The organism is Aliiglaciecola litoralis (genome assembly GCF_039523355.1).
GTDB classification, from domain to species: domain Bacteria; phylum Pseudomonadota; class Gammaproteobacteria; order Enterobacterales; family Alteromonadaceae; genus Aliiglaciecola; species Aliiglaciecola litoralis.
In genome coordinates this window covers 76408-103044 of the sequence record NZ_BAAAFD010000009.1, presented here as the reverse complement: position 1 = coordinate 103044, position 26637 = coordinate 76408, and the positions used below count along the sequence as shown (strand labels likewise).

The 26637-nt window shown below is 42.7% G+C and carries 16 protein-coding genes and 1 riboswitch; of the genes, 6 read left to right on the top strand and 10 right to left on the bottom strand.

Annotated elements, in window-relative coordinates; translation table 11 throughout:
* Positions 1-2: 2 nt before the first annotated feature.
* Complete coding sequence (locus ABD036_RS14680) at positions 3-1745, bottom strand: serine hydrolase domain-containing protein (RefSeq protein ID WP_343861222.1); 1743 nt, start codon at positions 1743-1745, stop codon at positions 3-5.
* An 857-nt stretch (positions 1746-2602) separates the two neighbouring features.
* Positions 2603-2688: riboswitch (cyclic di-GMP riboswitch) on the top strand.
* 174 nt (positions 2689-2862) lie between these two features.
* Between ABD036_RS14680 and ABD036_RS14675 the strand changes: the two genes are divergently transcribed.
* Both ABD036_RS14675 and ABD036_RS14670 read left to right on the top strand, forming a co-directional pair.
* On the top strand, positions 2863-3903 hold the full coding sequence (locus tag ABD036_RS14675; RefSeq protein ID WP_343861220.1) for a hypothetical protein: 1041 nt from the start codon (positions 2863-2865) through the stop codon (positions 3901-3903).
* 1 nt (position 3904) lies between these two features.
* On the top strand, positions 3905-4468 hold the full coding sequence (locus ABD036_RS14670) for a LemA family protein (RefSeq protein ID WP_343861218.1): 564 nt from the start codon (positions 3905-3907) through the stop codon (positions 4466-4468).
* A gap of 389 nt (positions 4469-4857) precedes the next feature.
* Here ABD036_RS14670 and ABD036_RS14665 read toward each other — a convergent pair whose 3' ends face one another.
* Together ABD036_RS14665 and ABD036_RS14660 are read right to left on the bottom strand one after the other, a co-directional pair.
* A complete protein-coding gene (locus ABD036_RS14665) occupies positions 4858-5310 on the bottom strand; it encodes a TlpA family protein disulfide reductase (protein WP_343861216.1) in 453 nt (150 codons plus the stop codon).
* An 81-nt stretch (positions 5311-5391) separates the two neighbouring features.
* Entirely contained in the window at positions 5392-6300 is a 909-nt protein-coding gene (locus ABD036_RS14660) for a diguanylate cyclase domain-containing protein (protein WP_343861214.1), read from the bottom strand.
* 74 nt (positions 6301-6374) lie between these two features.
* Here ABD036_RS14660 and ABD036_RS14655 point away from each other — a divergent pair, with 74 nt between their 5' ends.
* Entirely contained in the window at positions 6375-10220 is a 3846-nt protein-coding gene (locus tag ABD036_RS14655; RefSeq protein WP_343861212.1) for a response regulator, read from the top strand.
* A 484-nt stretch (positions 10221-10704) separates the two neighbouring features.
* On the opposite strand, the gene ABD036_RS14650 is transcribed toward ABD036_RS14655, so the two are convergent.
* Genes ABD036_RS14650 through ABD036_RS14640 form a run of 3 tightly spaced genes read right to left on the bottom strand, consistent with a single transcriptional unit; the run spans position 10705 to position 14224 of the window.
* The gene (locus tag ABD036_RS14650; protein WP_343861210.1) at positions 10705-11415 is read right to left on the bottom strand and encodes a hypothetical protein; all 711 of its coding nucleotides are present in this window, start codon (positions 11413-11415) and stop codon (positions 10705-10707) included.
* Complete coding sequence (locus tag ABD036_RS14645; RefSeq protein WP_343861209.1) at positions 11412-13721, bottom strand: xanthine dehydrogenase family protein molybdopterin-binding subunit; 2310 nt, start codon at positions 13719-13721, stop codon at positions 11412-11414. The genes ABD036_RS14650 and ABD036_RS14645 overlap by 4 nt, the downstream gene beginning before the upstream one ends.
* Positions 13721-14224: a (2Fe-2S)-binding protein gene (locus ABD036_RS14640; RefSeq protein ID WP_343861207.1), complete on the bottom strand. Its 504-nt coding sequence runs from the start codon at positions 14222-14224 to the stop codon at positions 13721-13723. The genes ABD036_RS14645 and ABD036_RS14640 overlap by 1 nt, the downstream gene beginning before the upstream one ends.
* A gap of 579 nt (positions 14225-14803) precedes the next feature.
* On the opposite strand from ABD036_RS14640, the gene ABD036_RS14635 reads away from it, so the two are divergent.
* Both ABD036_RS14635 and ABD036_RS14630 read left to right on the top strand, forming a co-directional pair.
* The gene (locus ABD036_RS14635) at positions 14804-15715 is read left to right on the top strand and encodes an MlaA family lipoprotein (RefSeq protein ID WP_343861205.1); all 912 of its coding nucleotides are present in this window, start codon (positions 14804-14806) and stop codon (positions 15713-15715) included.
* Complete coding sequence (locus tag ABD036_RS14630) at positions 15705-18092, top strand: efflux RND transporter permease subunit (protein ID WP_343861203.1); 2388 nt, start codon at positions 15705-15707, stop codon at positions 18090-18092. Before ABD036_RS14635 ends, ABD036_RS14630 begins: the two co-directional genes overlap by 11 nt.
* A gap of 130 nt (positions 18093-18222) precedes the next feature.
* Here the strand turns inward: ABD036_RS14630 and ABD036_RS14625 are convergent, their stop codons facing one another.
* From ABD036_RS14625 to ABD036_RS14610, 4 genes are all read right to left on the bottom strand, one after another.
* On the bottom strand, positions 18223-18978 hold the full coding sequence (locus ABD036_RS14625) for a hypothetical protein (RefSeq protein ID WP_343861201.1): 756 nt from the start codon (positions 18976-18978) through the stop codon (positions 18223-18225).
* Between the two features lie 473 nt (positions 18979-19451).
* Complete coding sequence (locus tag ABD036_RS14620; RefSeq protein ID WP_343861199.1) at positions 19452-20231, bottom strand: hypothetical protein; 780 nt, start codon at positions 20229-20231, stop codon at positions 19452-19454.
* Between the two features lie 511 nt (positions 20232-20742).
* Positions 20743-22623 (bottom strand): glycoside hydrolase family 3 protein, encoded by a 1881-nt coding sequence (locus ABD036_RS14615; RefSeq protein WP_343861197.1) that lies wholly within the window; start codon positions 22621-22623, stop codon positions 20743-20745.
* Positions 22616-24841: a glycoside hydrolase family 3 N-terminal domain-containing protein gene (locus ABD036_RS14610; protein ID WP_343861195.1), complete on the bottom strand. Its 2226-nt coding sequence runs from the start codon at positions 24839-24841 to the stop codon at positions 22616-22618. Before ABD036_RS14610 ends, ABD036_RS14615 begins: the two co-directional genes overlap by 8 nt.
* 351 nt (positions 24842-25192) lie before the next feature.
* Here ABD036_RS14610 and ABD036_RS14605 point away from each other — a divergent pair, with 351 nt between their 5' ends.
* On the top strand, positions 25193-26629 hold the full coding sequence (locus ABD036_RS14605; RefSeq protein ID WP_343861193.1) for an MFS transporter: 1437 nt from the start codon (positions 25193-25195) through the stop codon (positions 26627-26629).
* Positions 26630-26637 lie beyond the last annotated feature (8 nt).

The window sequence follows — 26637 nt, the reverse complement described above, 5'->3', positions numbered from 1 at the left end:
GGTTACTCACATATTGGCGCAATTTTGTGTAGCTCCATTAGAGTTTTAACGAACCCATATTGCATATTATCGCTGACGAAATAGTACAGCATATTGTTTGGCAACATGACGACGCCAATGCCACCAAATCCAGACATGTAAGGTATCCAAGTGGCAGTGGAGCAGTTAAATTGTGTTGACGATTTCAGATCAAATGCCCAAACACTGTGTTGATACCGCGCATTACTGCTCACTTGCAGTCCGCCGTTGGTAGATTGCTGTAAAGCCTCACTCAATAACTTGCTATCGAGCACTGTCTGGCCTTGTATTTTACCGTTACTCTGTCCAACAAATTGGCCCAGTTTGGCAATATCATCGGCCAACAATGTCAGTCCATAACCTGCCCATACCTGCTGCTGAACATCATATGTGCGCTTTGTTGAATAAGTCACAGGGCTGAGCATTAGAGGCTTGTATAACTCGTTGACTAAGATATCGGTGAAGTAATCGGCTGTGGGGCCACGTAGCTGTTGTTGATATTGCTGCAACACCCTACTGACAATATAGCTATCTGAAGTGTGGTAAACAAAGGTGCTTCCGGGAGGGCTTTGTCGCGGATAAGCACAACTGTGTTTGATTTTATCTGCGTGAGAGGCACTAACAAAAAATTCATCAATGGTTTTTTGCGCCTTTTCATCAACTAAAGCTTGAGCCGATTGATAGTTTCCGGTGGCCATGTCTAAGGCGTTGAGCAGCGTGACATCTTGCCACTGGCTTCCCTGACATTCAGCGACCCATTCACCTACCTTCAGGTGTTGCAGTTTGTCCGGGTATTTTTGCTCAGCGCGCATCACGGCCAAACCGGCCACTATGGTTTTTGCGATGGAATAGGAGGGAAGTGCCATCACATCACAAAAGGGATATTCACCATACCGCGTTGCACACGGGCCTTGATAGTGAGTCCCATTATAAAGCACACCGTAAGTCGTTAGCTGAGAGGCGGTTTGGTCGCTTCCGATTTGGGTAAGATCAATGCCGGAGTTGGGATAATCTGAGGCTAGGGCCGCCAAGGGTTTAAGCGACAGTCGGTTGGCATATTCTCGACGATAATCATCAATTACCTGTTGGGCATTAGCAATGAGTGCCGGTGTGAAGCTCGCGGCTATTTTACCGTGCAAGTTGAACTTAAAGTAGCGGCAGGTTTCTTGTGCAATTTGGTAGGCAACATCGGAAACGCTCCCGTCATCCTTGAATAAAAACGTCATCACCCCGTTGTGGGTGCAGTTGGCATTAATCTCTTGTAAAGCAAATGGTAGCGCGACTCTGGAATAGCCGTTATCACCGCGCTCGTTCCATACTCTGCCTGGTAATAATATCCACTCCCAAGCCGTGTGACCTGTATTGATTAGCTGCCGCTGAGTCGGTAACACATGCGTACCATATTGCACAAAACTAAACGAAAAAGGTGGTAAGGAATCCGCTGCTATGTAGACACTTGCTAAACTAGTACCTTGTTCTGCAAGCGCACCAGCGGTGATATTCAGTGACAAATGCCCATTGAACGTATTGGTTGGATTGGCCGCTTGCGCAGGTACACCATAGTGAACATAGTCTATTAGCGGCAGTGCGGTTGAGCTTGTTAAGGTTGTAAACGTTAGCTCGCTTCTTGGGTTTTCGCCCGTGCCGGAAAAGCAGTCAAATACGCAATCTGCTGAAGCGCCTTTACTAGCAATCACGAGTAAAAAAGTAATAAGCCAAATACGCATAGGATCTTCTTTAGGAACCGGTCTTTTACTAGCCTAGATTAATCCACGGTAAAGCAAAAGTGCCAATTTATGAAAGGATTTGGCACCAGTTGCTTGGGCCAATGAGTATTAAGTTTAATGGATGATTCACGAACAGAAAGTCATCCCGGCAATGCCCAAACAGAAAGTCATCCCGACGATGCTCAAACAGAAAGTCATCCCGGTAATGCTCAAACAAAAAGTCATCCCGGTAATGCTCTTGTGCCGGGATCTTCTGGACTCCTGTTTGTAGTTAAGAGCGTCACACTGTTTGAGAGATCCCCGATCAAGAGACCTCGGGGATGACGGTATTTCGTCATCCCGGTAATGCTCGAACAAAAAGTCATCCCGGCGATGCTCTTGTGCCGGGATCTTCTGGGCTCCTGTTTGTAGTAGAGCGTCACACTGTTTGTGAGATCCCCGATCAAGAGACCTCGGGGATGACGGTATTTCGTCATCGCGGTAATGCTCGAACAAAAAGTCATCCCGGTAATGCTCTTGAGCAGGGATCTTCTGGACTCCTGTTAGTAGTTAAGAGCGTCACACTGTTTGAGAGATCCCCGATCAAGAGACCTCGGGGATGACGGTATTTCGTCATCGCGGTAATGCTCGAACAAAAAGTCATCCCGGTAATGCTCTTGTGCCGGGATCTTCTAAACTCCTGTTTGTAGTTAAGAGCGTCACACTGTTTGAGAGATCCCCGCACTGCGTGCGCATCTAAGCAAGCCTAAGTAACGCCATTGAGAACTTAAAGTTGAAACCACATTAAAAATCAACTATTTATAAAATATTTTGCACAAAATAATTTACTTTTTAAAATTGATAATGTACTTTCGATTTAGAAATAAAAGCAATTTGTTTGAAAAAGCAATGTCGCAAAACTTCCGAGCTAAGGATTTCAATCTATGCTAGCGGGGCTGCTCTCAATTCAAATAGTAGATGCATGCTCTTGTTAGATAGTTTTAAAGAGAATGGATTCACTCTTATTCAGATTTAATCCCCCTTAGGTATATTCAACTTTGAATTCAAAAACTGATTTTTTGATTTCAATTACGTGCGTGTCCAGTTTTGTTAAATAAACTCATACAAGGGAGATAACATGGAAGCAATCAGCACAGTTAACACAAGTACAGATAATAAAATATTAAAAGAGTTCATTACCACTACGACTGAATCATTAAATGATGTAAAAGACATTCATGAAGTGGAATCATTACTGGATAAAGTAATTGCACATCCTTTTAAATTAAAATTTGATAATTTAAAGCTTTGGTTGCTTTCCACCTTTTTCGTACTGCTCGGTGCCGCATATATCTATTTCATTGCTACCACACGTAACTATGACATGAGTTGGATTGATCTTGGCTCATTCTTAATATTAATCGTTGGTGTCGTCTGGCCATTAAAGATTGTCGGTAAAAGAGCACAGTCAATTCAAAACTTAAATAATCTTTTTATTGTGAAAACGCGCGACTTGTTGTACCGAATAACGTTAAGTTCACAACATTTTCGTGAAACTATTAATAATAAGTTTGTTGACTTTAATCGGGGTAATTACTCACAAAATGTGAGTTGGTGTAAAGAGCTTGAATTTAATTACAACGATAAAAAAATGAAGGTTGATGCGCTCCAACATCATTATGTAGTTGAACGGATAGTTGAAGAAAAAGTAAGAAATGGCAGAGGTGGTTACAAAACCGTTAGGCGCAAGGTATATGACCATTATTATCGTGAAGGGATTGTGTTTCCTCCTATTGCAGAGTTTAAATCACTTGTTATTAGTAACGACAGCCTACACAAAAAATATAGTGAGAGTTTTAAACCAACTTCTATCGTTTTTGATGAACACTTTTATGTGATGGCTGAGTCAGAGTTTTCGGCCGCGAAGTTTCTAGGCCCTTCAGTTGTGCTAGCATTTGAAGATTTAAACAAGAAATTCAAGGGGTTAACCTTCGAAATTGCACCTGATGGCTCGATTTTAATCAATCAAAAACAGACGGGTTTATTGAATACAAATATTAGCACTTCGATAAATACGCCTGTTGAATTTAAACAAGATTTACTAAAAAACCTGACGTTAGATAACGTCAATATTATGTTCGCTTTTATGAACAATTTAATTAAATATCTAGGGAAGTAGTATGGAAATCGCAATTATCGTAGTAGTCGTAATTATCGCTTTATGGATTTTGATTGCTTATAACGAAATCGTTAAAAAGTTTAACTTGGTTAAACGAGGTTGGGCTGATGTAACCGCACAAGAAAGACAAAAAGGCAGAATTATTCCTGAGTTAGAAAAAGTGCTGAAGGATCACAAACAGTTCGAGACAGACTTGTTACCAAAAATTGTCGCTTTAAGAAGCGGGTTGAGCGAGTTGAACGATGCTGAAGTTGATCCATCTAAACTTAAAGATATTACTGCGGCATCTAAAGAATTGAGATCGGGTCTTGAGCTGACTGTAGAAGCTTATCCAGAATTAAAGGCTTCTGAGTCTTTTTCAAACCTAATGACACAAATTACTAATCAAGAAGAAAATGTTGGGGCGGCACTACGAATTTTTAATCAGAATGTAGAAATCTTTAATTCTACAATTCAAGTGTTTCCCAATAATCTTATTAATAGCAGTTTGAACAAGAAAAAAGAGATTGAAGTTTTCACGGATAGTGAAGCCTCAGAGTCATTTGAATACAAACCCAGTTTTTAGTGATTGGAAGAAGCTTTAGTTTGCAGCGCAACAGATGCACAGACTAAAAGTCATCCTGTAATGCTCAATCAGAGCGTCACACTGTTTGAGAGATCCCCGATCAAGAGACCTCGGGGATGACGGGGGCACACTCGGGGATGACGATAGACGAGCACTTGGGGATGACGGTATCCTGTCGTCCCGACGATGCTCAAACAGAGCGTCATCCCGGTAATGCTCGAACAAAAAGTCATCCCGGTAATGCTCGAACAAAAAGTCATCCCGGTAATGCTCGAACAAAAAGTCATCCCGGTAATGCTCTTGTGCCGGGATCTTCTAAACTCCTGTTTGTAGTTAAGAGCGTCACACTGTTTGAGAGTGCATGCAGAAAGCGCTACAATCACTATGCATTAGATTCGCTTCAACTTATTTAATAGCGCTTGTGTTTGCTGCTGATCCCGAAACCTAATATCGGTTGCCTTAATCATTGCTTCTTCGTCTATCAAGAGGGCGTAGGGCAACATTCGTTTGGTGTTACCAAAATCCTGCTGATTCAAATGGATGCTGCCTTGAATCGCAAACCAACTATCTGCGGTGATATTGAGCGTAGACAGTACTTTTTTAGCCTGTTGTATCTCATCATCTAGAGAGACAATCACAATGGACATGTCCTTGTTGTGTTCAGGACCAATCTTATCTAACACAACAAGTGTCTTGTGACAGGGCTTACACCAAGATGCCCAAAAATAAATGACTGCAGGTTTGCCTATCAAGTCATCAAACGACACGGATTGACCATCGCCATTAACCATATCCACTATTTTGATCTTTTTACCGATAAACTCGTTGTCTGCAATTTGCATAACAGCAGGGTTGCAGCCAGCAAGGAAAAATACACAAAGTGCGAGCAATCTTTTCAATACGTTCTTAACGGTAGCCATAGGTTATTGGTATACATTATAGCGATTTTTGCCTTCTTCTTTGGCTCGGTAGAGTGCTTCATCAGCGTGCTGCATCACCGAGCATATATCTTTATCAGAGGTAGGCCGAGCCGTAGCTATGCCAATACTCAAGGTCACAAAATCGCACACTTTTGAAAATTCATGAGGAATATTCAGTGTTTCAATTAGCTTAATGGTGCGCTCTGCCATTTTGATGGCACCTTCTTCGTCGGTGTCAGGCAATATTTGCACAAATTCTTCGCCGCCATAGCGGGCAACTAAATCGGCTGAACGGTGAGGGATATTATTGAGTACATTGCCAATCATTTTTAAACAATCATCGCCCATTCCATGACCATAATTATCGTTGTATTGTTTAAATTCATCAATATCAAAAAACAGCACGGACAGCGGTTCTCCTCGTCTGGCCGCTCTTTTCCATTCTAAATCGAGGGTTTCGTCAAATTTTCTGCGGTTGGCACATGAGGTGAGTGGATCTGTGGTGGCTAACTTTTGCAACTGTTTAACGTAGGAACTTACTCTTATGTGAGTGTTGACACGTGCCTTTAATATCAGTGGGCTAATCGGCTTGATAACGTAATCCACCGCACCTAAAGCAAATCCTCTTTGCTGCTCATTTATATCATCAAGTGCCGATACAAATATAACGGGAATTTGCTGGGTTGCTGAATTTTGCTTAAGTGTTCTGCACAGTTCAAAACCATTTGTACTTGGCATCATGACATCAAGCAAAATCAAATCCGGCATTGGATGTTTTAAAGCCTGACGCAGCCCTTCAGCTGCGGATACGGCAAACTCCACATTAAAATTACTGCGTAATGATTCCGCGATTAATTTGATAATAGTGACATCATCATCAATGATGAGTATGGAATATTCAGGTTTAAACATATCTTCCCTTACAGCAATCATGATTAAAATATATACCAGTACGTGAAGTTGTAAACTAAACACAAGGAAAAATTATGGGCGAGCTTCTCGATTCACTGTTTAGATCAGATTATATGCCCCATGGCCATTGCTATTCGTGGAAGCCGGAAATTCTCTGGCTTAACATTGTTTCTGATGTCTTAATAGCATTTGCCTACTTTTCTATTCCTATCGCCATCTACTACTTTGTACGAAAACGTAAAGATCTCGAGTTTAAGGGGATCTTTATTTTGTTTTCGCTTTTTATTTTGTTGTGCGGAATGACTCACCTTGTGAGTATTTTTGTGATTTGGCACGGTGCTTACGGAATCCACGGCTTAGCCAAGCTGGCCACCGCCATCGTTTCTTGTGTTACTGCTTACCATTTATTTAAATCAATTCCGATGGCAGTCCAACTCCCCAGTGTTGTTGACGTTCAACAAGCCTTTGAAAAAGCAAGTTCAGAGCGATTAGAAAGACTTAAATTGGAGCACGAGCGCGAACAAGATGTCATGCTACGAGAATCGACAGACAGTGCTCACATTGGCATTTTGGTAATAGATGAAGAAGGCTCAATATTGGTGGCTAACGAGGGGGCAGTTAACATATTTAACTATTCTAAGAGTGAATTAGAAGGCCAGTGTATAACTAAACTATTTGCTCAAACCATAGGTGAAAATTACCTTAATCTGCTCAAGTCGACTATGGGGGGCGAACAAGCAAAATCTAAGCGAGGGTCTGGAAAGTTGCTTGCTGGGCGAACCAAATCTGGCATTGAAATCCCCATTGAGGCCAGTCATTCCAGACGAGAATTTGCCAATCGCCCGGTTATTTTTATCTCACTACAAGACATAAGCGCCCGTTTAGCGTCACAACAAGCCTTACAAGCAATTGAGAATATGACCAGCAGCATTATTGACTCTTTGCCCGTGGGTTTGCAGGTTTGGGAATTGCGCGATCAAGATCTGTATTTAACTCGCTTTAATCAGGCTGCTGTGTCGATTTTACAAATAGAATTCGAAGCATTGTTAGGAATGCGTTTAGAGGAAGCGTTTCCAGATGTTAAAGGTTCACCAATTCCTGATGCATACCGCAAGGTTGCTCAATACGGCGGTACTTGGGTTGACGAGTCATATTTATATGACGATGGTGACGTTTCTGGAATATTCGAACTCACCTGCTTTCAAAGTAATCCCAACACTGCCATTGTGTTATTTGAAGATGTCACTGAAAAACGCATGGCACAACAAGCCATTGAAGAAAAAGATATGTTTATCAGCACAGCATTTGATGCGTCTGTTACAGGTGTTTATATCTACAATCTAGAAACGGGTAGCAACGAATTCATTAATCAAAGTTACACCAATATCACCGGCTACAATATGAGAGATTTAGCTGAAATGAGCGCGAAAGAGTTCTTGTCGCTATTTCATCCCGATGACCAAGCTCTATTCGACCAACACCTCACAGCGATTAAACAATCTAGCTCTACTGATAAGGGGTTTGATATCGAATATCGTTTCAAACATAAGCAAGGACATTGGATATGGTGCTGGTCTAAAGATGTCGTATTTGATCGAGATAAACAGGGAAATGTAAGGTCCTTTATGGGCAGTTTTTTGGATATTACTGACTTAAAGGAAATGCAAGCAAACCTTGTAGAACTTAAAAACTCTGCTGAAAAGGCCAATGAAGCTAAAAGCGAATTCTTGGCCAATATGAGCCATGAAATCCGTACTCCGATGAATGCAATCCTTGGTCTTACTAAATTAGTATTAGACATGGAGCTTGGAGAGCAGCAAGCGCAATACTTGAGTAATGTTGAAGCCTCGTCCAAATCGTTGCTCAATGTACTCAACGATATTCTCGATTTTTCCAAGATGGAAGCCGGTAAGCTTGAGATAGTCAACGAAGACTTTGATTTGGAGGAGTTGATAGAAAGCTCGGTTGGACTGTTTAGTTTGGTTGCCGAAGAAAAAAACATTGAGCTTGTGGTCGATATCAACCCTGAAATGAGTCGGTTTTATGTGGGGGATTCAATGCGGCTCAATCAAATATTAAATAACTTAATTGGTAATGCGATAAAATTTACCCCGCAAGGGCATATCCATATTTCTGTTGATGTGGTCAACAACGGACAAACTTGTCTTCATTTCAAAGTTGTCGACTCTGGCATTGGTATGAGCCATGAGCAATGTGCAAGGTTGTTTGCATCATTTTCACAAGCGGACACATCGGTCGTTAGAAAATATGGGGGCACCGGTCTTGGGCTATCTATAAGTAAAGGCCTTGCTAATTTGATGGGCGGAGAAATAGCCGTTGAAAGTGAATTAGGTAAGGGCAGTAAGTTTAGCTTAATTGTACCAGTGACCATCAGTGATCGAACCTACCAACAGTTACATCAACCGTTACGCCCCATGTCAACATTGCTCGTTGAAGATAACGAGTCAGCACAAATTTGCTTAAATAACGTGCTGCAAAGTTGGGGGTTTGAGGTGGAGCTATGCAGTGATGGTGAACAAGCGATGGCTTTACTTGAACAACGCAAACAACACTCTAAACCTTTTGAACTCTTCGTTGTCGATTGGAAAATGGCAGACCTAAATGGATTGGAATTACTGAAAAAAATCCAAAGTGATCCTGTGAAGTATGGATTAAATGACGAGTCACTTTTCATCGTTGCTACTGCGTTTGGGCGACAACATGCCGCCAAACATGCCAAAGATATAAAGATCGATGCATTTTTGGATAAACCCATATTGAACTCGCGCCTAAGCCAAACTATTCAGCGGCTGCAATCTCAAGAGCCGGGATCTGATCAGCAAAATCATTTGCCACAGAAAAGCGACTCACAAGCCAAATATACCGCTAGTTCAGTATTGTTAGTTGAAGATATTATGACTAACCAACTAGTAGCAAAGGAGTTTTTAAAGCGTTTTGGGATTAAGCCTATTGTTGCTAGTCATGGTCAAGAAGCGCTTGAATTGTTCCAACAGCATAGCTTTGACCTTGTGTTAATGGATTTACAAATGCCAGTCATGGATGGTTTGACCGCCACCCGCGAGATAAGGCTATTGAAAGGAGGAGAGTCAATTCCAATCATTGCCATGTCGGCGGCAGTTATGGAGTTAGATATAGCCAGAGTTAAATCTGCTGGCATGAATGGTCATATAGCAAAACCCATTGATATTTCTAAACTTGCTAATGTATTACAGCAATGGCTAACCGAGGATGCTGTAGAAGATGAACATGTCAAAAAAATTGATTTAAATGACAGCACTATTGATGCTAACCAAAGCACTGATGGCGCAATGACGTATCAATGGCCCAAAGATTTTGATGTGGCATTAGCATTAAAGCAATTAGGTAACGACCCAGGACTTTATCAAAAACTACTTCGCATTTTTTATCATGAATTTGTTAAAGCACCCGAAGAAATTTTTGATTTGTGGGAGCGTAAACAAATCGACGCGCTGAAGATTTTAGCGCATTCACTGAAGGGCGTGGCACGCACAATTGGCGCTAATACACTGTGTGACATTGCTGCCTATGTTGAAGAGAATGTAGATAGTATCGATGCAGACGACGTACATAAACTCACTGCAGTGTTGTCGCAAGATATTAACAGTGTGGTAGCTGTGTTGGGTGACGAAACCCTAGACTACTCGACTTTGAAGACGCAGGCGTCAGGTACAGAGCACCGGTATAACAAGTTAATAAGCAGCTTATTAAGCAAACTTGAAGATGGCATGTTTTTAAGTTTGGATAATATTAAAACTGATTTACCTGATTTAGCCGCTTGTTTCAGCGAGAATGAATTTAATCAACTGACAAAGGCGATTGACGATTTAAATTACAGTTTGGCAATTACCATTTTGAAAGGCCGAGTTCCACCTAGCTAATTAAATAAGTCAAGCTGTTGAAGAGATCCCCACTAACAACATGTGGGGATGACAAAATAGAACAGGTGGAGATCCCGGCACTGGTGCGCCCCATAAGAGCATTACGGGGATGACGAAACATCGTCATCCCCGAGTGCTCGTCTACCGTCATCCCCGAGGTCTCTTGATCGGGGATCTCTCAAACAGTGTGACGCTCCTAATTACAAACGGGAGTTCAAGAGATCCCGGCACTGCGTGCGCCCCATAAGAGCATTACCGGGATGACTAAACATCGTCATCCCCGAGGTCTCTTGATCGGGGATCTCTCAAACAGTGTGACGCTCTTAACTAGAAACAGTAGTTCAAGAGATCCCGGTCCAAGAGCAGATAGCGAAGCTGTTGCTGCAAAGTCTCCATAACAAACCTTAGAGATTTTGTGTCACCAATAATTGGCTATCTTCGTTAAAAACCTTCAGCCCAAATAGACTTGCTGCTAGGCTGAATTCTATTTGTCAGGACAAGGAGCTCCCGAGTCAATCCATACGCCTACCGCGCGAATGAAATCTTGGTGTTCTCCAGGTGCTTTTTCTCTCCCCGGGCCAGGAGACCAGCTCCAAGCAACCAAAGGGTCCAATTTGGCGTGATGCTCAAAAAACTCTGTTTTAAAAGTGTCTAAATCGTCTTTGCCGCCTCGGTAAGCTAAGTGACTACTGTTATGCGCCGGGTCTAACCACTTTTTACACAACGATTGTGCTGATATTCCTATAGGGATTGTCATGTTGGGTTGTGGCATATGCCAAACAAACCCAGGCATCGCAGCGGTTGCATTGCCTGGCGGCATACCTTCTTTATCACCGTTAGCGTCTCGATGACACGAGCGGCAGCTTAAAACGACACCCTCAACTTGTTTATATGACTCGCCCTCTTGATATAAAATAACATTGTTAGCGATAGTGATGTTCATCGGATGAGGCTTTCGGTTGGCACCCACGGTAGGATAAAAGCTACCGCTATCATCGACCACTCCGTGACAATTTGCACAGCGTGGATGGGTGGCTACCTGATGAATATATTGAAAAGCAGTCGCCGCGTCAGGGCTATCCATAAAACGTTGATATGGGTCCTTTGCTGCTGCGTTCATGGGTAAGCTAGCGACTAGGATGATTGCAGCTAAAGAGCCAAGTTTATAGAAGTGGATTTGCTTAAGAGCATTCATGCTTGTTCTCCTGCTTTCGATTCTAACGACGTTTTGACTGCCGATGGTGTCATAGGCAGAGACCGCAGCCTGATACCCGTAGCATTGAATACGGCATTACCAATCGCAGGTGCCACCACGGTCGTTCCTGGCTCGCCTAAGCCAACAGGAAACTCATCACTTTCAACAAAGCTTATATCCATCTCAGGCGCGTCTTGCATGCGCAAAGGAAAATAGTTGTGAAGATTATTACTTGCTACTTGCCCATGTTTAAACAGTGTTCCTTCATGCAGTGCCAAACTGACACCCCACAGCAACGATCCCTCTAGTTGCGCCAACGCACCATCAGGATGAACCACAACACCGCAATCCACGACGCATGTCAGTTTCTTCACTTTGACCTTACCCGTGGCAGCATCGACGTCGACGTGCGCTGCTAAAGCAACCCATGTCGGCATATTTCGCTCTTGACCATAACTCAGGGCGATCCCTATCCCTTGGTTCTTGGGCAGTGACTGGCGGGTATCCACCTTTTGGGTCAAAACATCGAGCACGTTTTTCAAACGATTGGCGCCACCCACTGAGTGAGGTTCACTGCCGGATTGACGCCCTTGGGCATCAAGCAATGCGCGCCGAAATTCAACTGGATCTTGACCGCTTTGGTGGGCGACTTCATCCATAAATGATTCAACGCTCCACTGAATCCAGCCAGGTCCAACGGATCTAAGCCAACCTGGAACAAAGGTCTTTTGCGCCAGATCATTGTTGTACACTAGGACTTTGTGACTTGGTAATGAGTACCAATGATCCGAGCCACTGGCAGAAAACATATCAATTTTCTTTTTGCCATCTTTACTGTCTGCTAAAAAACCTGGTGCCATGGCTTTTGTTGGCCAACCTGCCGTAAATCTGTGCTCAATACCAGTCACCCTTTTGTCTGCGTCAAAGGAAGCGTGTAGATGGCTGACACTAGGCGAACGAGGTTGATCAAAATGGGCGTCGTCTTCTCGAGTGAATACCATCTTTACCGGTTTACCCATTGCTTTAGCTGCCAAAGCTGCAGGGATAATGTAATCACCGAATAATCTTCTACCAAAACCACCGCCTAAATAATATTGGTGGATCACTACCATAGAGTCATCGACTTCTAGTGCTTTAGCGACTTGTGGTAGGGTCAATGATTGCCATTGATTGCCACTGTGAACATGCCATTTACCTTGTTTGAATTCGACAACTGCGTTCACCGGTTCAAGTTGAAAGTGCAAAGCGCTAGACGTGGTGTAGGTTGATTCTAACTGTCCTGCGCCGTTTTGTTGCGCTTTGGAGACATTACCCACATCTACCAACAGGGCTCCTTTATCAGGATCCGTTATGAGGGTTTTGCCATGCTCTTGTATCCTGTCTTCGCTGACATTGAGAGCGTCATTTGCTGAGTATTTTACACTTATTTTGTCTGCTGCTTTAATGGCTGCAGGATAACTGTCGGCATACACTGCTACCCAGCCTTCAAGCCAACCACTTGGGTCTGTTAAGGTTTTATATCCTTGGTATCCACCAATATTTTTTGCACCGGTGTCGTCAACCGAGACTATCTTGTTGCCGTATCGTGTTGGCGGCACGATTGGGCGCGCGTACACCATGCCGGGCACCTCCACATCGATACCATAGATCGCAGAACCATTAACTTTTGCTGGAATGTCTAAGGCTTGACTTGGCTTACCAATCACGGTGTGATGCTTGCGCGATTTGATCGGGTAACTTTTAAGTTCCTCTGCGGATATTTGTTTGCTAAATTTTTGCGTGCTAATGATTTTTGCGAAGCTGATGCGCTGCTCTTTGCAGACAACAAAACCATTAGAGGCTTGGCAGTCTTTGGTTGATTTATTTAACGCTTTTGCACCGGCCTCAATTAACAGTTCTCGGCCCGCTGCGCCAGCCTTTGAGAGCGGAACATAGCTTTGGAATACAGACCAAGAACCGCCGGTGACCATGTAGCCCCATTTGGGGTCGGTATCGACATGCTCTATTATCACATCGTCCCAATTGGCACCTAATTCCTCGGCAACAATTTTAGCCAGCGCTGTTCCCACATGTTGGCCCATTTCTGCGCGTACCACATTTACTTTTATCTTGCCGGTATTATCTATTTGATACCAAATTGTCGGCGAAAATGCGTTGTTGGCGAGCATTTTATCTGCAGGTATCTGTTGCGCCATGATGGCAGGAGCAAATGCTACCATTAAGCTCGCACCCAGTGAGCCTATCAACAAGTCGCGACGATTGTGATCAACGAGTCCACTATCTGAGGATTTATTTGTAATACTCATTAGCTCAACTCCTGCTCATTTGGAGTGTAAATTTCAACGCCATTATTGACGATGGTTTCTGTGTCTTTTGCTGCTCGTTTTATGGCTTTCCTTATTCGATGGTAGGCCATACAGCGGCACAGGTTGCCATTCATATGGGTATTGATTTGTTCATCGGTTGGAGATGGATAATATTTGAGTAATGTCGCGGCCTGCATGATTTGGCCTGACTGACAGTAACCGCACTGTGGCACTTGCTCAGCAATCCAGGCTTTTTGCAATGGATGAGAATCGTTAAGTCCCTCAATAGTGGTGATTTGTTTGCCTTGCGCTTGTTTGAGTGGATAACTGCAAGAACGTACCGCCTGACCATCAATGTGGATGGTGCAAGCTCCGCACATCGCGATACCGCAACCAAACTTAGTACCTTTAAAGCCAAGCTCATCGCGGATCACCCAAAGTAATGGCGTGTCATCGGGGGAAGCAGACGCAACCTTCTGTCCATTCAAAGTAAACGTTACCATGTCACTGTCCTTTGCTGATTTGTTTCTGCCTTTAACAATAGTACAAAATGATGGTTTTCGATCATATTCGCTGGTAGGTCCTCTCAACCGAAAAAGTTCTTACCTTTTCATAGAGTATTTCTTCGCGATTGGGCGATAGGATAGTCATGAATACGATCAATAAATTTCGCCAGAGGCAACCGAACTTAGGCCTATTTTCAAGCAATACTAATTTTTGAATCTCAATATGTAGATGTGAATGAGTAACAAATTTTGGAAATTGGGTATTTATTACCTACTTCTGATTCACTCAGTGCAACTTTGACCACTGAGATTACCTATTACAGTAACAGCACGAACACTGAAAATTTGTAATATGTAAGATTATTTAGCATATAAAACAGTATGTTAATTCGTTTGTTGGATGCCTTTTAGCGATGCCGTATCTTCCTTAAGCAAATTCAAATCGACCTATTAAGCTTGTTGCTCATCTGGCAAGTATATTGCTTGGATACTAGTCGTAATTGCTTTAGATGGGGTTAGGGTGTTTAGCAAAACTTGACCGCGAGTCGAAATATTGTAATGGAGTGAAACGATCTCATGTTGGATTCAATCAAGCATAGCCCGGTCAAACAATACGCCATGTGTGTATGGTTGGTCTTGTTACTTTTTGCTAGCGGGTGCTCTACCAATAACAACGAAACAACCAGCGCACAGCAAGCAGCAGACAATAAACAAATTGTTATTAATACATCCCAAGGTGAGCAAGTTTTAACGCCAACGGTTGTCACCTATGATCCGGAACAGTTTGACGATCCTTTGGAATCCATTAATCGTCCTATTTTTGCATTTAACGATGTGCTTTATCGTTATGTACTTATTCCAATTGGTAAAGGATACGATGCGGTTGTGCCTGATCCGGTGCAATCGGGTATTGGAAACTTCTTTAATAATTTGCGTGAACCATTAAATTTATTAAACAACCTTGCTCAGGGAGAAGGCAAAAAGTCGGGAGCTAATTTGTCCCGATTCCTGATTAACTCAACCATTGGTTTGCTCGGCTTATTTGATCCGGCAGATGCGTGGTTCGACCTACCTGAACAGACTGCCACCATAGGTGACACCCTTGAATCTTATGATATTGGCTATGGCAGTTATTTAGTTTTGCCGATTTTTGGTCAATCAGATTTCCGCAACGCCTTTTCTACCTTTGGAGAAACGTTATTAAGCCCCGTTCAGGTTATTTCAAATCCACCACAAACAGGTTATTTACAAGGTTTAGATGGCGTCAATGATTTTTCTCCTAGCGCATTATCCTATGAAGAATTGCACAAACAAGCAGATGATCCCTATACTTTTTTCCGTAACCTGTATTTGCAAAACCTGAAACGAGATGCTCAGTTTAAAGGTACAGGACAACAATTTTCGCCTTCACCTGCTAACGTAAAAAAGAAACAGCAACGAGCAGGAGCTTCCACCACTGAGCAGGATATCCAAAACGGTGAAAAATAAACTCGCACAATTACTGATCCGACACGGAAAATGGACCCTTTTTCTATTTAGCATCATGGCCGTGGTAGCGGCATATTTTACCCAACAATTTAGAATTGATGCGTCGGCTGATACCTTGTTGGTGAAGGATAATAAGCTCTACATAGAAACTCAGGTGATGAATCAGAAATTTTCACCCGATGAATTCATTCTGGTGGCATACCAACCTAAGCAACATGAGCTTTTCTCATCAAAAACGTTTGAAGACATTCAGCAACTCAGTGCCGCTTTTTCGAAGCTGCCCCGTGTCAAATCGGTAACTCATATCTTAAACGTACCTTTGCTCTCTCTTTCATCGTCTTTGAGTGCTGATCTGGATCCCAATAATTACACTTGGGAATCACAGCATTATTCTGCACAGCAAATGAAAGACGTATTTACAGATCACCCCTTGTTTACTGATTTACTGGTTAACCAGGGCCAGACTGCCACTGCTATTCAAATCATTTTCGAAAAGAATCAAAAACTGGTCGATATTCAAAGTGAAATCATTGATATTCAAAGAAATATTTTACAAAGGGAATTGACCGATGAAGAACAGCAAAGAATCGCTGATTTGAAAAGCCAAGCCGACCCTATAGAGCAAGAGTTAACAAAACAACGGCAGCAAGAAATCGACAAAATTTATCAAATAACCCAAGCCTATGAACAAGATTCCAGTTTTTATCTAGGCGGCGCTTATGTGCTAGGTCAACAAATGGTAGATATTATCAAACGTGATCTCCTGATATTCGGCAGTGCTATTGGTGGTGCTATCGTGGTCATGCTGTTTATCTTCTTTAGGCGTTTACGTTGGGTAATACTGCCGGTCGTATCATGCGGTTTTAGTGTGCTATTAACGGTCGGAATATTTGGTATGCTGGATTTGCGTACGACGGTGATTTCATCTAATTTCATTGCCCTCCAATTGATCCTAACTTTGGCAATTATGATCCATTTAATTGTCGAATATCGCCAACTTGCTATGCAAAATAGTGATGCGACTCAATCAGAGTTACTCGAGCAAACCTTGTCGAATAAATTTGCGCCATGTCTTTATGCCGGACTGACAACATCAGTCGGTTTCGGGTCACTAATTTTTAGCGGCATCCAGCCTGTAGTGAGCTTTGGCTGGATGATGATAGTCGCGATGGTTATCTCTATTTTAGTCAGTTTGCTCATGTTTCCAGCGTTTCTGTCATTATTATCAGTAAAAGAAGAGCAAGGCGAAAACCACTTAACGAAAAAGTTTATCAAAGGATTCACGTTTGCGAGTTTAAATTATGCAAAACCGATTGTGTTGGTAAGCTTAACCCTAACGGCACTGGCAGTGGTTGGGATCCTGCGCTTGGATGTGGAAAATAGTTTTCTCAACTACTTTAAGTCTTCTACTCAAGTACATAAAGAATTAACCTTTATAGATCAAGAGTTTGGTGGTTCAACTCCGATGGATTTAGTTTATTCTGTGCCGAATGATCAGCAAGAAAAGCAACTTGTTTTGACCGCTGAGGCAGTGCAAACCTTACAGAAAATACAGGCCGTATTAACCAGTTACGAGGCCATGGGTAATGTGACATCCGTGTTCAATTTTACCCAACTAGCGAGTAACATTAATCAGGGGAAACCGCTCACCGAGTATGAGTTGACGGCCATTTACACTCTGCTTGATAAATCTCTCAAAGATAAACTACTGGGCGCATATTTCGACGCTGAATCTAACCAACTTCGCATCAGCACCCGGATCCAAGACAGCACTCCGGAGTTTAATCGGGCTCAATTTCTGGCTAGTCTGAAAAACGATATGCAGAAAATTGGCGTTGCCGAACAAGATTATGCATTGACCAATTTGTTTGTTTTGTACCAAGACATTTTGCAGCGACTTTTCAAATCGCAAATCCTCACTTTGGGGTTGGTTTTTATCGCGTTGTTTATTGTATTGTTTGCCATCTTCAAGTCATTCAAGATCGCGTTGGTTGCTGTTGTTCCAAATATATTAACAACCTTAGCTATTTTGGGCGTTATGGGGCTTTTTGGTATCCCACTAGACCTAATGACAATTACCATTTCAGCCATAGCAATGGGGATTGCTGTGGATGACACGATTCATTTTGTCCATCGCTATCTGGAATCGAAAAAAGGAGGGTCATCATCTGAGGCAATAGAGGTGACCTTTAGTAGTGTGGGATATGCTCTATTATATACCACCTCAATCATTACCATTGGTTTCGCCTTATTGAGCTTTTCTGACTTTGTGCCGAGCATTATGTTTGGGTTATTGACGGGGTTGGCAATGCTGTTGGCATTGTTTACTGACTCCACTTTACTCCCTGTGTTATTAAAACGATTTATTAAGCACTGATGGAGCTGTATTATTTTTTCCGGGCTGAATCCTATATCCGGTGCTTGACTGAGACAAACCTTGAATTCAATTTAGAACGCAAAGAATGTATCTAAGGGTAGTGTTGCTTCACATGACACTATAGTTAGGGCTAAGACTGACCGGGTATGGTTTTCTTTAACGGGGCAAGAATCCGTGCTAACTCTCCCGAATCAATCATTTTTTGAATTTCATTATTGATTAACGTCATTAAAATTTGATTATCGGGTGTATCTTGACATAAAAAGCTGTCTCTTTGGCTATGAAATAACGAAGCTTCGGTATACACCAAAGGTTTGTCTGGGAGCTTATTAATAATTGCAAACGAATCTGGCAGATAACCTAGAAACGCATCTATGCGATCCCGTTCTATTAAATTTCTGATATCAGCACCACTGTTTAATGGTATTAACTTGTGGTGTGACAGCAATCGAATCTTCCCTCCAAACGTATTACCGTAACGATAGCCTAACTGTAGGGGAGGGTGATCGGGATTCACAATTGCCTCACTTGTCAGCGGGTGTTTTGCGATAAAGTATGCTTTTGCAATGAGTATAGGTGAACTTTCAATAAGTGGCCTTCCAAAGTCCTTTGCTAAAATGCTATTGGGAAATAGGCACGCCATATTATTTTTCGGATCAAAGGTTTCTTTGACGCGCAACGCGTGGACAAATTGATATTCAAATTGAATAGGGATCCGCTGGTCGAGAATTCGTAAAATATTGACGTAGGGGAGATCGTCGCGTTTTGCTTCAAGTACATCCTCGATGTGTAATACAGCGATGCTTACTTTATCAGGTGTAACTGCGTGTGCCGTCAGAGAAAAGAGTATAAAAGTCAGCGATAACATAAAGTTATTTTTTCTCATCACTAATTTACCAGTTCAAAAACACTTCCATATAAAATACATAATTTTGATTAATTTAACAGCGTTAATTTAATAAATGAGCTGAAAAGTGACCAGTGCAATAACAATAGTGTGGACACCCACTCTAAGAGTTTTTAATTAGGACACCCACTCTAAGAATGTTTGTGAGGACATCCATCATTAGCTTTAGCCTGAGGAATAGTGCGGACACCCACTCTAAGAGTTTTTAATTAGGACACCCACTCTAAGAATGTTTGTAAGGGCATCCATCATTAGCTTTAGCTTGAGGTATTTAATAAGGACACCCACTCTAAGAATATTTAATTAGGACACCCACTCTAAGAATGTTTGTAAGGACATCCATCATTAGCTTTAGCCTGAAGCGCAGCAGCGGTTAGCATTAAATTTTTAGTGAGCAGGGACTGACTCTTGTTAACACTGGTGTAGCGAGTTCATCTTCAATTAGAGAATGTCTAAAAATCTGTTTTTGACTGTGGTTGTTGAGGTTGCTCTGGTTCTGGCTGGTTTAAAGGGGCAAGAATTTGCGCTAGCTCTCCTGAGTCATGCATTTTCTGAATTTCATAATCGATAAAATTCACCAATATTTGGTTTTCAAATGTGTTCTGGCACAAAAAACTGTCATTCTGACTATAAAACAAGGATGCTTCATTATATTGCAATGGTTTTTCGGGAATCGCATGGATTACTGGGAACGAATCAGGAAGGTATCCGAGAAACACATCTATTCGATCAAGTTCTATTAACTGTCGAATATCTGCTCCGCTGTTTAAGGGGATCAGTCTATGATGTGCTAGTGTTTTAATTTGCCCTCCATATGTATTGCCGCGTCTAAATCCAATTCTAAGGGAGGGATCCTTATTGGCCAATATTTTTTGGCTATCGTATGTCTTCTTGGCGATGAAGTAGGCTTTGGCAATTTGTATTGGCTTGCTTTCAATAAGCTCACGGTCGGAGTCATAAGCTAATATGCTTCCCGGAAACAAACACGCAATGTTCTTGTTATTGAAAGTCTCAGCAGCGCGTAAGGCATGGATAAATTGATATTCTAATTTGATGGGGATACGTTGATCAAGAAGACTCAAAATTTTAACGTAGGGCAAATCGTTGCGATTTACTTCCAGCACGTCTTCTATCTTATATACCGCAATATCTGCCGTTCTAAGAGGATTTGAATGAGCCGTCAGAGAAGAGAGTGTAAACGTTAGCAATAACGTAGCGCTATTTGTTCTCATCTCTACTTAACCTTTTCAAAACGTTCTTATATAAAATACATAGTTTTAGTTAATTTAACAGCTTTTAGTACCTATAGATTTAAAACTCAATATTAGCGAGTATTAGCGAGGACACCCTCTTTAAGTCATAGTATTAGCGCGGACACTCCAGTGGTCAATTAAATCCGGACACCTTTTTAGCTAATTCTTCTGCTTTAGCCGGTGGTAGCCCATTGTTAAATTGGTGTGGCCTTTCCCAGTGATAGAGAATTAGCGTGGACACCCACTCTATGTATTTAATAAGGACACCCACCTCAACTACGATTTTTATTCGTTGTTTAACTATTATTTGTTTCACGAACAGCGCTAAGCAATAAATCAAAATTTACTCAAGAAATATAAAAAGTAGGTTTGAGATGATGCATAGCAGCACTTCAACACGCAACATGATTAAACTCTATACTTTGCTAGCTAATGAGTTATTTGAAGCTTAGATGGGATTTCTCTGGGCTATTTTGTCAACGTAAAATCGCTAGCTCGCGCTTTTAAAAAATCCACGTTTTTTGTAGCGCAGGCCGTATCCTACTGGAAATTTACTTGACGAGACTGTATCTGATTTGCTTTTTCGTTTTGGTTTGAGAGGATCTACATCTGGACTTGGAGTGTGTGGCCAACTAAATGATAGTTTACCTGTTACTGGAGCGTCTCCGAAAAGTACGTTAGCAATGCCTTGACCTTCTGAGCCTGGTAACCACGCAGCAATAAACGCTTGTGAACGCTCCATTTCAGCTTCTATGAGTAAAGGTCTGCCCGAAATTAAAACCGTTACTACTGGGATCCCTTTGTCGTGTAAGGTGCTAATCGTGCTTAGATCTTCTGGATGCATATTTTGCAGCGCGAGGGATTTAGCGGTCACATCAGTAATACTCATTTGTCCTTGGATCTGCAATCCGGATGCGACTATGGCATCCTCATTATCGCGAATATCACCCAAACCTTCTGCGTAAGGCAACTCTCCAATCACCACCACTGCGACGTCAAATTCACCTTGTTTGACAGCGAGTAAATCGGATTCACCAATAAGTTGTGCATTATCCGCAAGCTGATCAATCCCTTGCCAAATTGAGGTTGCCCCGTTGACATCATGGTTACCTCTTGAACCTTGCCAAGTAACAGTAAACCCACCACATTGACTGCCAATACAATGAGCATTTTTGCCTGTGACCACTATTTTTTGTTGTTTTGATAACGGCAGTAACTCGTGTTCATTTTTCAGTAAGACTAATGACTTTTGCACGGATGAACAGGCTAGTTGTCGATGTTTGCGGGCACCGAACATCTTGCTTCGAGTATAAGGACGTGCTGATGGCGCAGGCTTATCCATTATGCCAGTGGCGACTTTTACCGATAAAATTCTGCGCACCGCATCGTCAATACGCGATATGGGCACAGTGCCAAGTTCGACATGATTGATTAAATGATCGATAAACTGCTTCCAGTTGCCCGGTAGCATGAACATATCAATGCCGGCATTGACGCCTCGAGCCACCGCCTGATAAAAATCATCGGCCAAGTAGTCGATGCCTTGCATGTCGGATAGCACTAATCCTTGGTAACGCATTTGGCCCTTTAACACATCGCTAATTAAATACTTATGGGCATGACATTTTTCACCGTTCCAGCTACTAAAAGACACCATGACGCTCATTGCTCCGGCGTCTAGTGCGGCGTAATAAGGGTAAATATGAATATTGTTCAGTTGCTCCCAATCAAGAACGGTATCACCTTGATCGATGCCATTTTGAGTACCGCCATCACCGATCCAATGCTTCACACAGGCCAACACGCCATTATCAGAAAAATTGTCTTGCAAGCCTTCGACCATTGCTTGTGCAAATTTACTGACCTGTTTAGGGTCTTGTGAAAAGCTTTCATAGGTGCGCCCCCAACGGTAGTCACTGGCCACTGCCAAGTTTGGAGAAAACACCCAATCGACACCAATTGCTAGCACTTCTTTGGCCGTTGCAGCGGCAATGTCTTTGATCAGCGAAAAGTCGTTAGTCGCCCCCAAGCCAATATTGTGCGGAAAGATCACGGCATCTTTGACGTTGCTGTTGCCATGTACAGCATCAACGCCATACATAATAGGAATACCTAAGTGTGCATCATCTTTACGCACAGAGGCATGCCAATAGGCATCGCACATCTCGACCCAGTCATCTACTAGATTGTTTTTGGGGCATGAGCCGGCGCCACTTAATACCGATCCTAAGTGAAAAGCATAGACGTCGTCGGGAGTACAGGTACTGCGCTCAGCTTGAGTCATCTGGCCCACTTTTTGCGCCAGTGTCATTTCACTCAACAAGCGATCAACCTGTTGCTTCACTTGTGAGTTAAAGCGAACTTTAGTCATGTAATAACTCAAATTCCTGTTTTAACGTGCAGGCAGAGCTGCCGCCAACCCAAATATGAAAGTGCCCAGCTTCGGACTGTAATTTCATTTGTCGATTATAAAACGCGAGATCGTCAGCCGTTAAAGTAAAAGTCACTTGTTGCTGTTCACCAGCGGCTAATTTGATCCGGCGAAACCTTTTCAGCTCTTTAACCGGTCGAGTAACACTGCCCACTAAGTCACGTATGTAGACCTGAACTACTTCCTCAGCGTCATATTGGCCATGGTTTTTTAATAAGAAAGATAATGTCAATGAATCGGTTGGAAGAATTTGCCGTTGGTTCAATTGCAATTCACTATATCTAAACTCACTGTACGATAATCCAAAGCCAAATTCGAATAGTGGTGAAAAATGCGTATCCAGATGCGTTGCAGCCATGCCTAAGGATGTTTGTGGCGAGCGCTGGGGAATATCATCAATATAAATGCATTGCGCTTCGGTTGGCGGCTTACCAGAATGCTTTTGATTGTAGTAAATGGGAATTTGCCCCACTTTACGAGGGAAAGTGACCGGTGTCTTACCGGAAGGACTTGTATTACCAAACAACAGGTCACTGATTGCAGGCCCGGCCATAGTGCCAGGATGCCAAGCGTACAAAATACTGTCTACTTTGGGTAAAACCGTCTCGATGGTAAGAGGCCTGCCTGCCATTAACACCATCACTATGGGTTTGCCTAATTTCGATAAGATATCGATAAGCTGCGTCTGATTACCAGGCAAGTCGATATCGGCACGGCAATGAGCTTCACCAGATAAAATGGCTTCCTCGCCAAGACACAATACGATGACATCAGACTGCTGCGCAGCTTCAATTGCGGGGTCAAATAATTCCGTGCTGTGGGAGCGGGAGTGAGACATGCCAGCCTGATAGTTGATCGTTACCGCGTCACCACACTCTTCGCGCATGGCATCCAATAACGTTATGCTATGTTGTGGCTCCCCATCAAAAATCCAAGTACCTAGCTGTTCATATCCATCGTTAGCCAGTGGGCCTATCAGCGCAACATTTTTTATATTGTGTTTATCAATTGGTAAACAATGATTTTGGTTTTGTAACAATACACAACTTTTGGTTGCCAACTCTTTGGCTACGGCAAGATGATCGGGGTGATAAAAAGCGGGTATAAGATCACTGCATAACTCTGGATTATCGAATAATCCCAACTGCTCTTTAAGCGTCAGTATTTTTGCCACACTGACATTAATTTGTTCGATGTCGATGTGTTTGGCGTCAAGTAGTTCGATTAAGTGGTTTCGATAAGTATTACTCACCATTTCCATGTCAATCCCAGCATCAAAAGCAAGGAGCGCCGATTCTTTCGCATTGGCGGTCAAACCATGTATTTGCAGCTGGAAAATAGACTCCCAGTCACTCACTACAAACCCCTGAAATTGCCACTCGTCTCTTAGAACCTCTGTCATTAACCACTTGTTGCCGCTAGCAGGCACGCCATCAAGATCGCTAAACGACGACATAAAAGTCGCCACGCCAGCTTCTGCGGCGACTTTAAATGGCGGTAAGTAGATATTCCGCAGCTCATTTTCAGGGATGTTAGTGGTGGCGTAGTCGCGTCCACTTTCGGATGCGCCATAGCCAGCAAAATGCTTGGCACAGGCTGCCAAGTTTTTACCTGAGCTCATCTGCTCACCTTGAAACCCGCGGACCATCGCGGCGCCTAAAACTGAGCACAGGTACGGATCCTCTCCCAAACTCTCGGCAATTCTGCCCCATCGTGGGTCGCGACTGATATCAATCATGGGAGCAAAAGTCCAATTAATACCAATCGAAGACGCTTCTTGAGCAGCAATAGCCGCAGCTTGCTCTACCAAGTCTGCAGACCAGCTAGCAGCTTGACCTAACGGGATTGGGAAAATGGTTTTAAAGCCGTGGATCACATCACGACCTATCAGCAGCGGAATACCCAAGCGACTCTCGTTTATCGCAATGTGTTGCAAGTGCTGCAGGGTCTTAGGATCAACTTCATTAATAACTGAACCAACCCAACCTTGTCTTATCTGGTTAGCCAAGTCATCACTAACATGCCCCTCGTTACCAGAAACTTGACATAGCTGGCCAATTTTTTCATGCAATTGCATGTTAGCAAGCAGTGTTTTAACTTTTTCAGACCAAGGCTCAGACCCCATGGACGTTGTTTTGAAATGAACTGCTTTATGCATGGAGTAGTTCCAAAATAGAGATAACACAACAGCGTGCTGATTAATGATTGAATTCGTTTGGCTGAGTTTGATTAAGTTAGCCACTACCTGAACCTTAATTCGCTTGCGAAACAATTCAAATTAAATAAGCCAGAGCGGACCTATGCAAAGCTAAGCGGGATTGTAAGCGGCCTTAGGCATTCATGAAGATTAACTTGGCGTTAACATTGATAAGGATTGTCTGAAGAACCGCTTTACCGCACCCACTGTGACTTTTCGTCGTATTAACGTTGCTGTGTTAGAAATACGGTGTAACGTTGATGTTAATAAAATAAGTCGACCACATTGTTGGGCACGCGTATTGGGAAAAACATGACAGATCCAGAACATCATCAAACTGCGCCACAAGATCGTATTTCACTGCTCAACAAGTTTATTTACGGACTAGGGGCGCTGGTAAATAATCTGTTAGGTGCCGCGATTGGTGGCATGGTGATTGTATTGAATCTTGGTCTTGGGATGAATCCCGCATTGGTTGGTTTGGTAAGTGCTTTGCCACGTTTAACGGATGCTATTACCGATCCATTAATGGGTTACATTAGCGATAATACACGCAGTAAATGGGGTAGAAGACGTCCTTATATTTTTGGCGGTGCTATTGCTGCAGGGATATTATTTGCTGCTCTGTGGCAACTTCCTAGCGACCAAAGTGAAACTTTCTATTTTTGGTTTTTTCTTATCGGCTCGCTGATTTTCTATCTTGCCTACACTGTTTTTGCTACGCCTTGGGTGGCATTAGGCTATGAATTAACGCCAGATTATCATGAGCGTACTCGACTTATGGCGGTGCAGAATTTTATGGGCCAAATGGCGTATTTGATTGCGCCCTGGTTCTTGTGGTTCATGCAAAATGACAATTTCTTTGATGATATGTCACAAGGGGCAGGTTGGTTGGCAATTATCATCGGTGCCTTTACAGTTTGTGTGGGTATTTTACCGGCCATTTTCCTCAAAGAACCCAATCAACACATAGTAGACAAACCCACAGCTAAAGATACTGAAGCGCTGGCTCCTGGCGTAAAAGGCTTTTTTAAAGGGTTTGCAGATACAATCAAATTTAAACCGTTTTTGTGTTTGTGCGGCGCCACTTTTCTGGTTTTTAATGGCTTCATGATGGTCTCGTCGTTCCAATTTTACGTGATTATTTATTACGTATTTAACGGTGATACTAATATGGGGTCTGAGTATGCTGGTTGGGCAGGAACCCTTTCCGCCATAGCCACATTCTGTGTGATATTTATTGTCACTAAGATCTCAACACATTTCGGCAAACGTAGAGCATTTTTCTTTGCTATCGGTATGTCAATTATTGGCTACGGTTCCAAGTGGTTTTGCTATCACCCAGACTATCCATTGCTAATTCTAGCTCCTGTTCCTTTTATCGCCTTTGGATTAGGAGGCTTGTTTACGTTAATGGGCTCAATGATAGCTGATGTATGTGATTTCGATGAATTGAAAACGCATAAACGCCGTGAGGGTATGTATGGCTCAATCTTTTGGTGGGTCGTCAAATTAGGCATGGCGGTTGCCTTAGCGGCTGGCGGAGTACTACTTAATGCCACCGGCTTTGATGTCGCTCTTGGCGGCGAACAATCCGAATCGACTATTTTTTATATGCGGTTATTTGATGCCGTGGTTCCTATGGTGTTTTCTGCGATCGCTATTTGGCTAGTGATGCTATATCCCATTACCGAAGAAACTGCTTACCAAACGCGTGCCAAGCTTGAAGCACGTCGAGGAGCGGTTTAATCAACAGA

Coding starts and splice junctions, on each gene's coding strand:
- ABD036_RS14680 (WP_343861222.1), bottom strand. CDS start 1,745: ATGCGTATTTGGCTTATTACTTTTTTACTCGTGATTGCTAGTAAAGGC.
- ABD036_RS14675 (WP_343861220.1), top strand. CDS start 2,863: ATGGAAGCAATCAGCACAGTTAACACAAGTACAGATAATAAAATATTA.
- ABD036_RS14670 (WP_343861218.1), top strand. CDS start 3,905: ATGGAAATCGCAATTATCGTAGTAGTCGTAATTATCGCTTTATGGATT.
- ABD036_RS14665 (WP_343861216.1), bottom strand. CDS start 5,310: ATGCAAATTGCAGACAACGAGTTTATCGGTAAAAAGATCAAAATAGTG.
- ABD036_RS14660 (WP_343861214.1), bottom strand. CDS start 6,300: ATGTTTAAACCTGAATATTCCATACTCATCATTGATGATGATGTCACT.
- ABD036_RS14655 (WP_343861212.1), top strand. CDS start 6,375: ATGGGCGAGCTTCTCGATTCACTGTTTAGATCAGATTATATGCCCCAT.
- ABD036_RS14650 (WP_343861210.1), bottom strand. CDS start 11,415: ATGAATGCTCTTAAGCAAATCCACTTCTATAAACTTGGCTCTTTAGCT.
- ABD036_RS14645 (WP_343861209.1), bottom strand. CDS start 13,721: ATGAGTATTACAAATAAATCCTCAGATAGTGGACTCGTTGATCACAAT.
- ABD036_RS14640 (WP_343861207.1), bottom strand. CDS start 14,224: ATGGTAACGTTTACTTTGAATGGACAGAAGGTTGCGTCTGCTTCCCCC.
- ABD036_RS14635 (WP_343861205.1), top strand. CDS start 14,804: ATGTTGGATTCAATCAAGCATAGCCCGGTCAAACAATACGCCATGTGT.
- ABD036_RS14625 (WP_343861201.1), bottom strand. CDS start 18,978: ATGAGAAAAAATAACTTTATGTTATCGCTGACTTTTATACTCTTTTCT.
- ABD036_RS14620 (WP_343861199.1), bottom strand. CDS start 20,231: ATGAGAACAAATAGCGCTACGTTATTGCTAACGTTTACACTCTCTTCT.
- ABD036_RS14615 (WP_343861197.1), bottom strand. CDS start 22,623: ATGACTAAAGTTCGCTTTAACTCACAAGTGAAGCAACAGGTTGATCGC.
- ABD036_RS14610 (WP_343861195.1), bottom strand. CDS start 24,841: ATGCATAAAGCAGTTCATTTCAAAACAACGTCCATGGGGTCTGAGCCT.
- ABD036_RS14605 (WP_343861193.1), top strand. CDS start 25,193: ATGACAGATCCAGAACATCATCAAACTGCGCCACAAGATCGTATTTCA.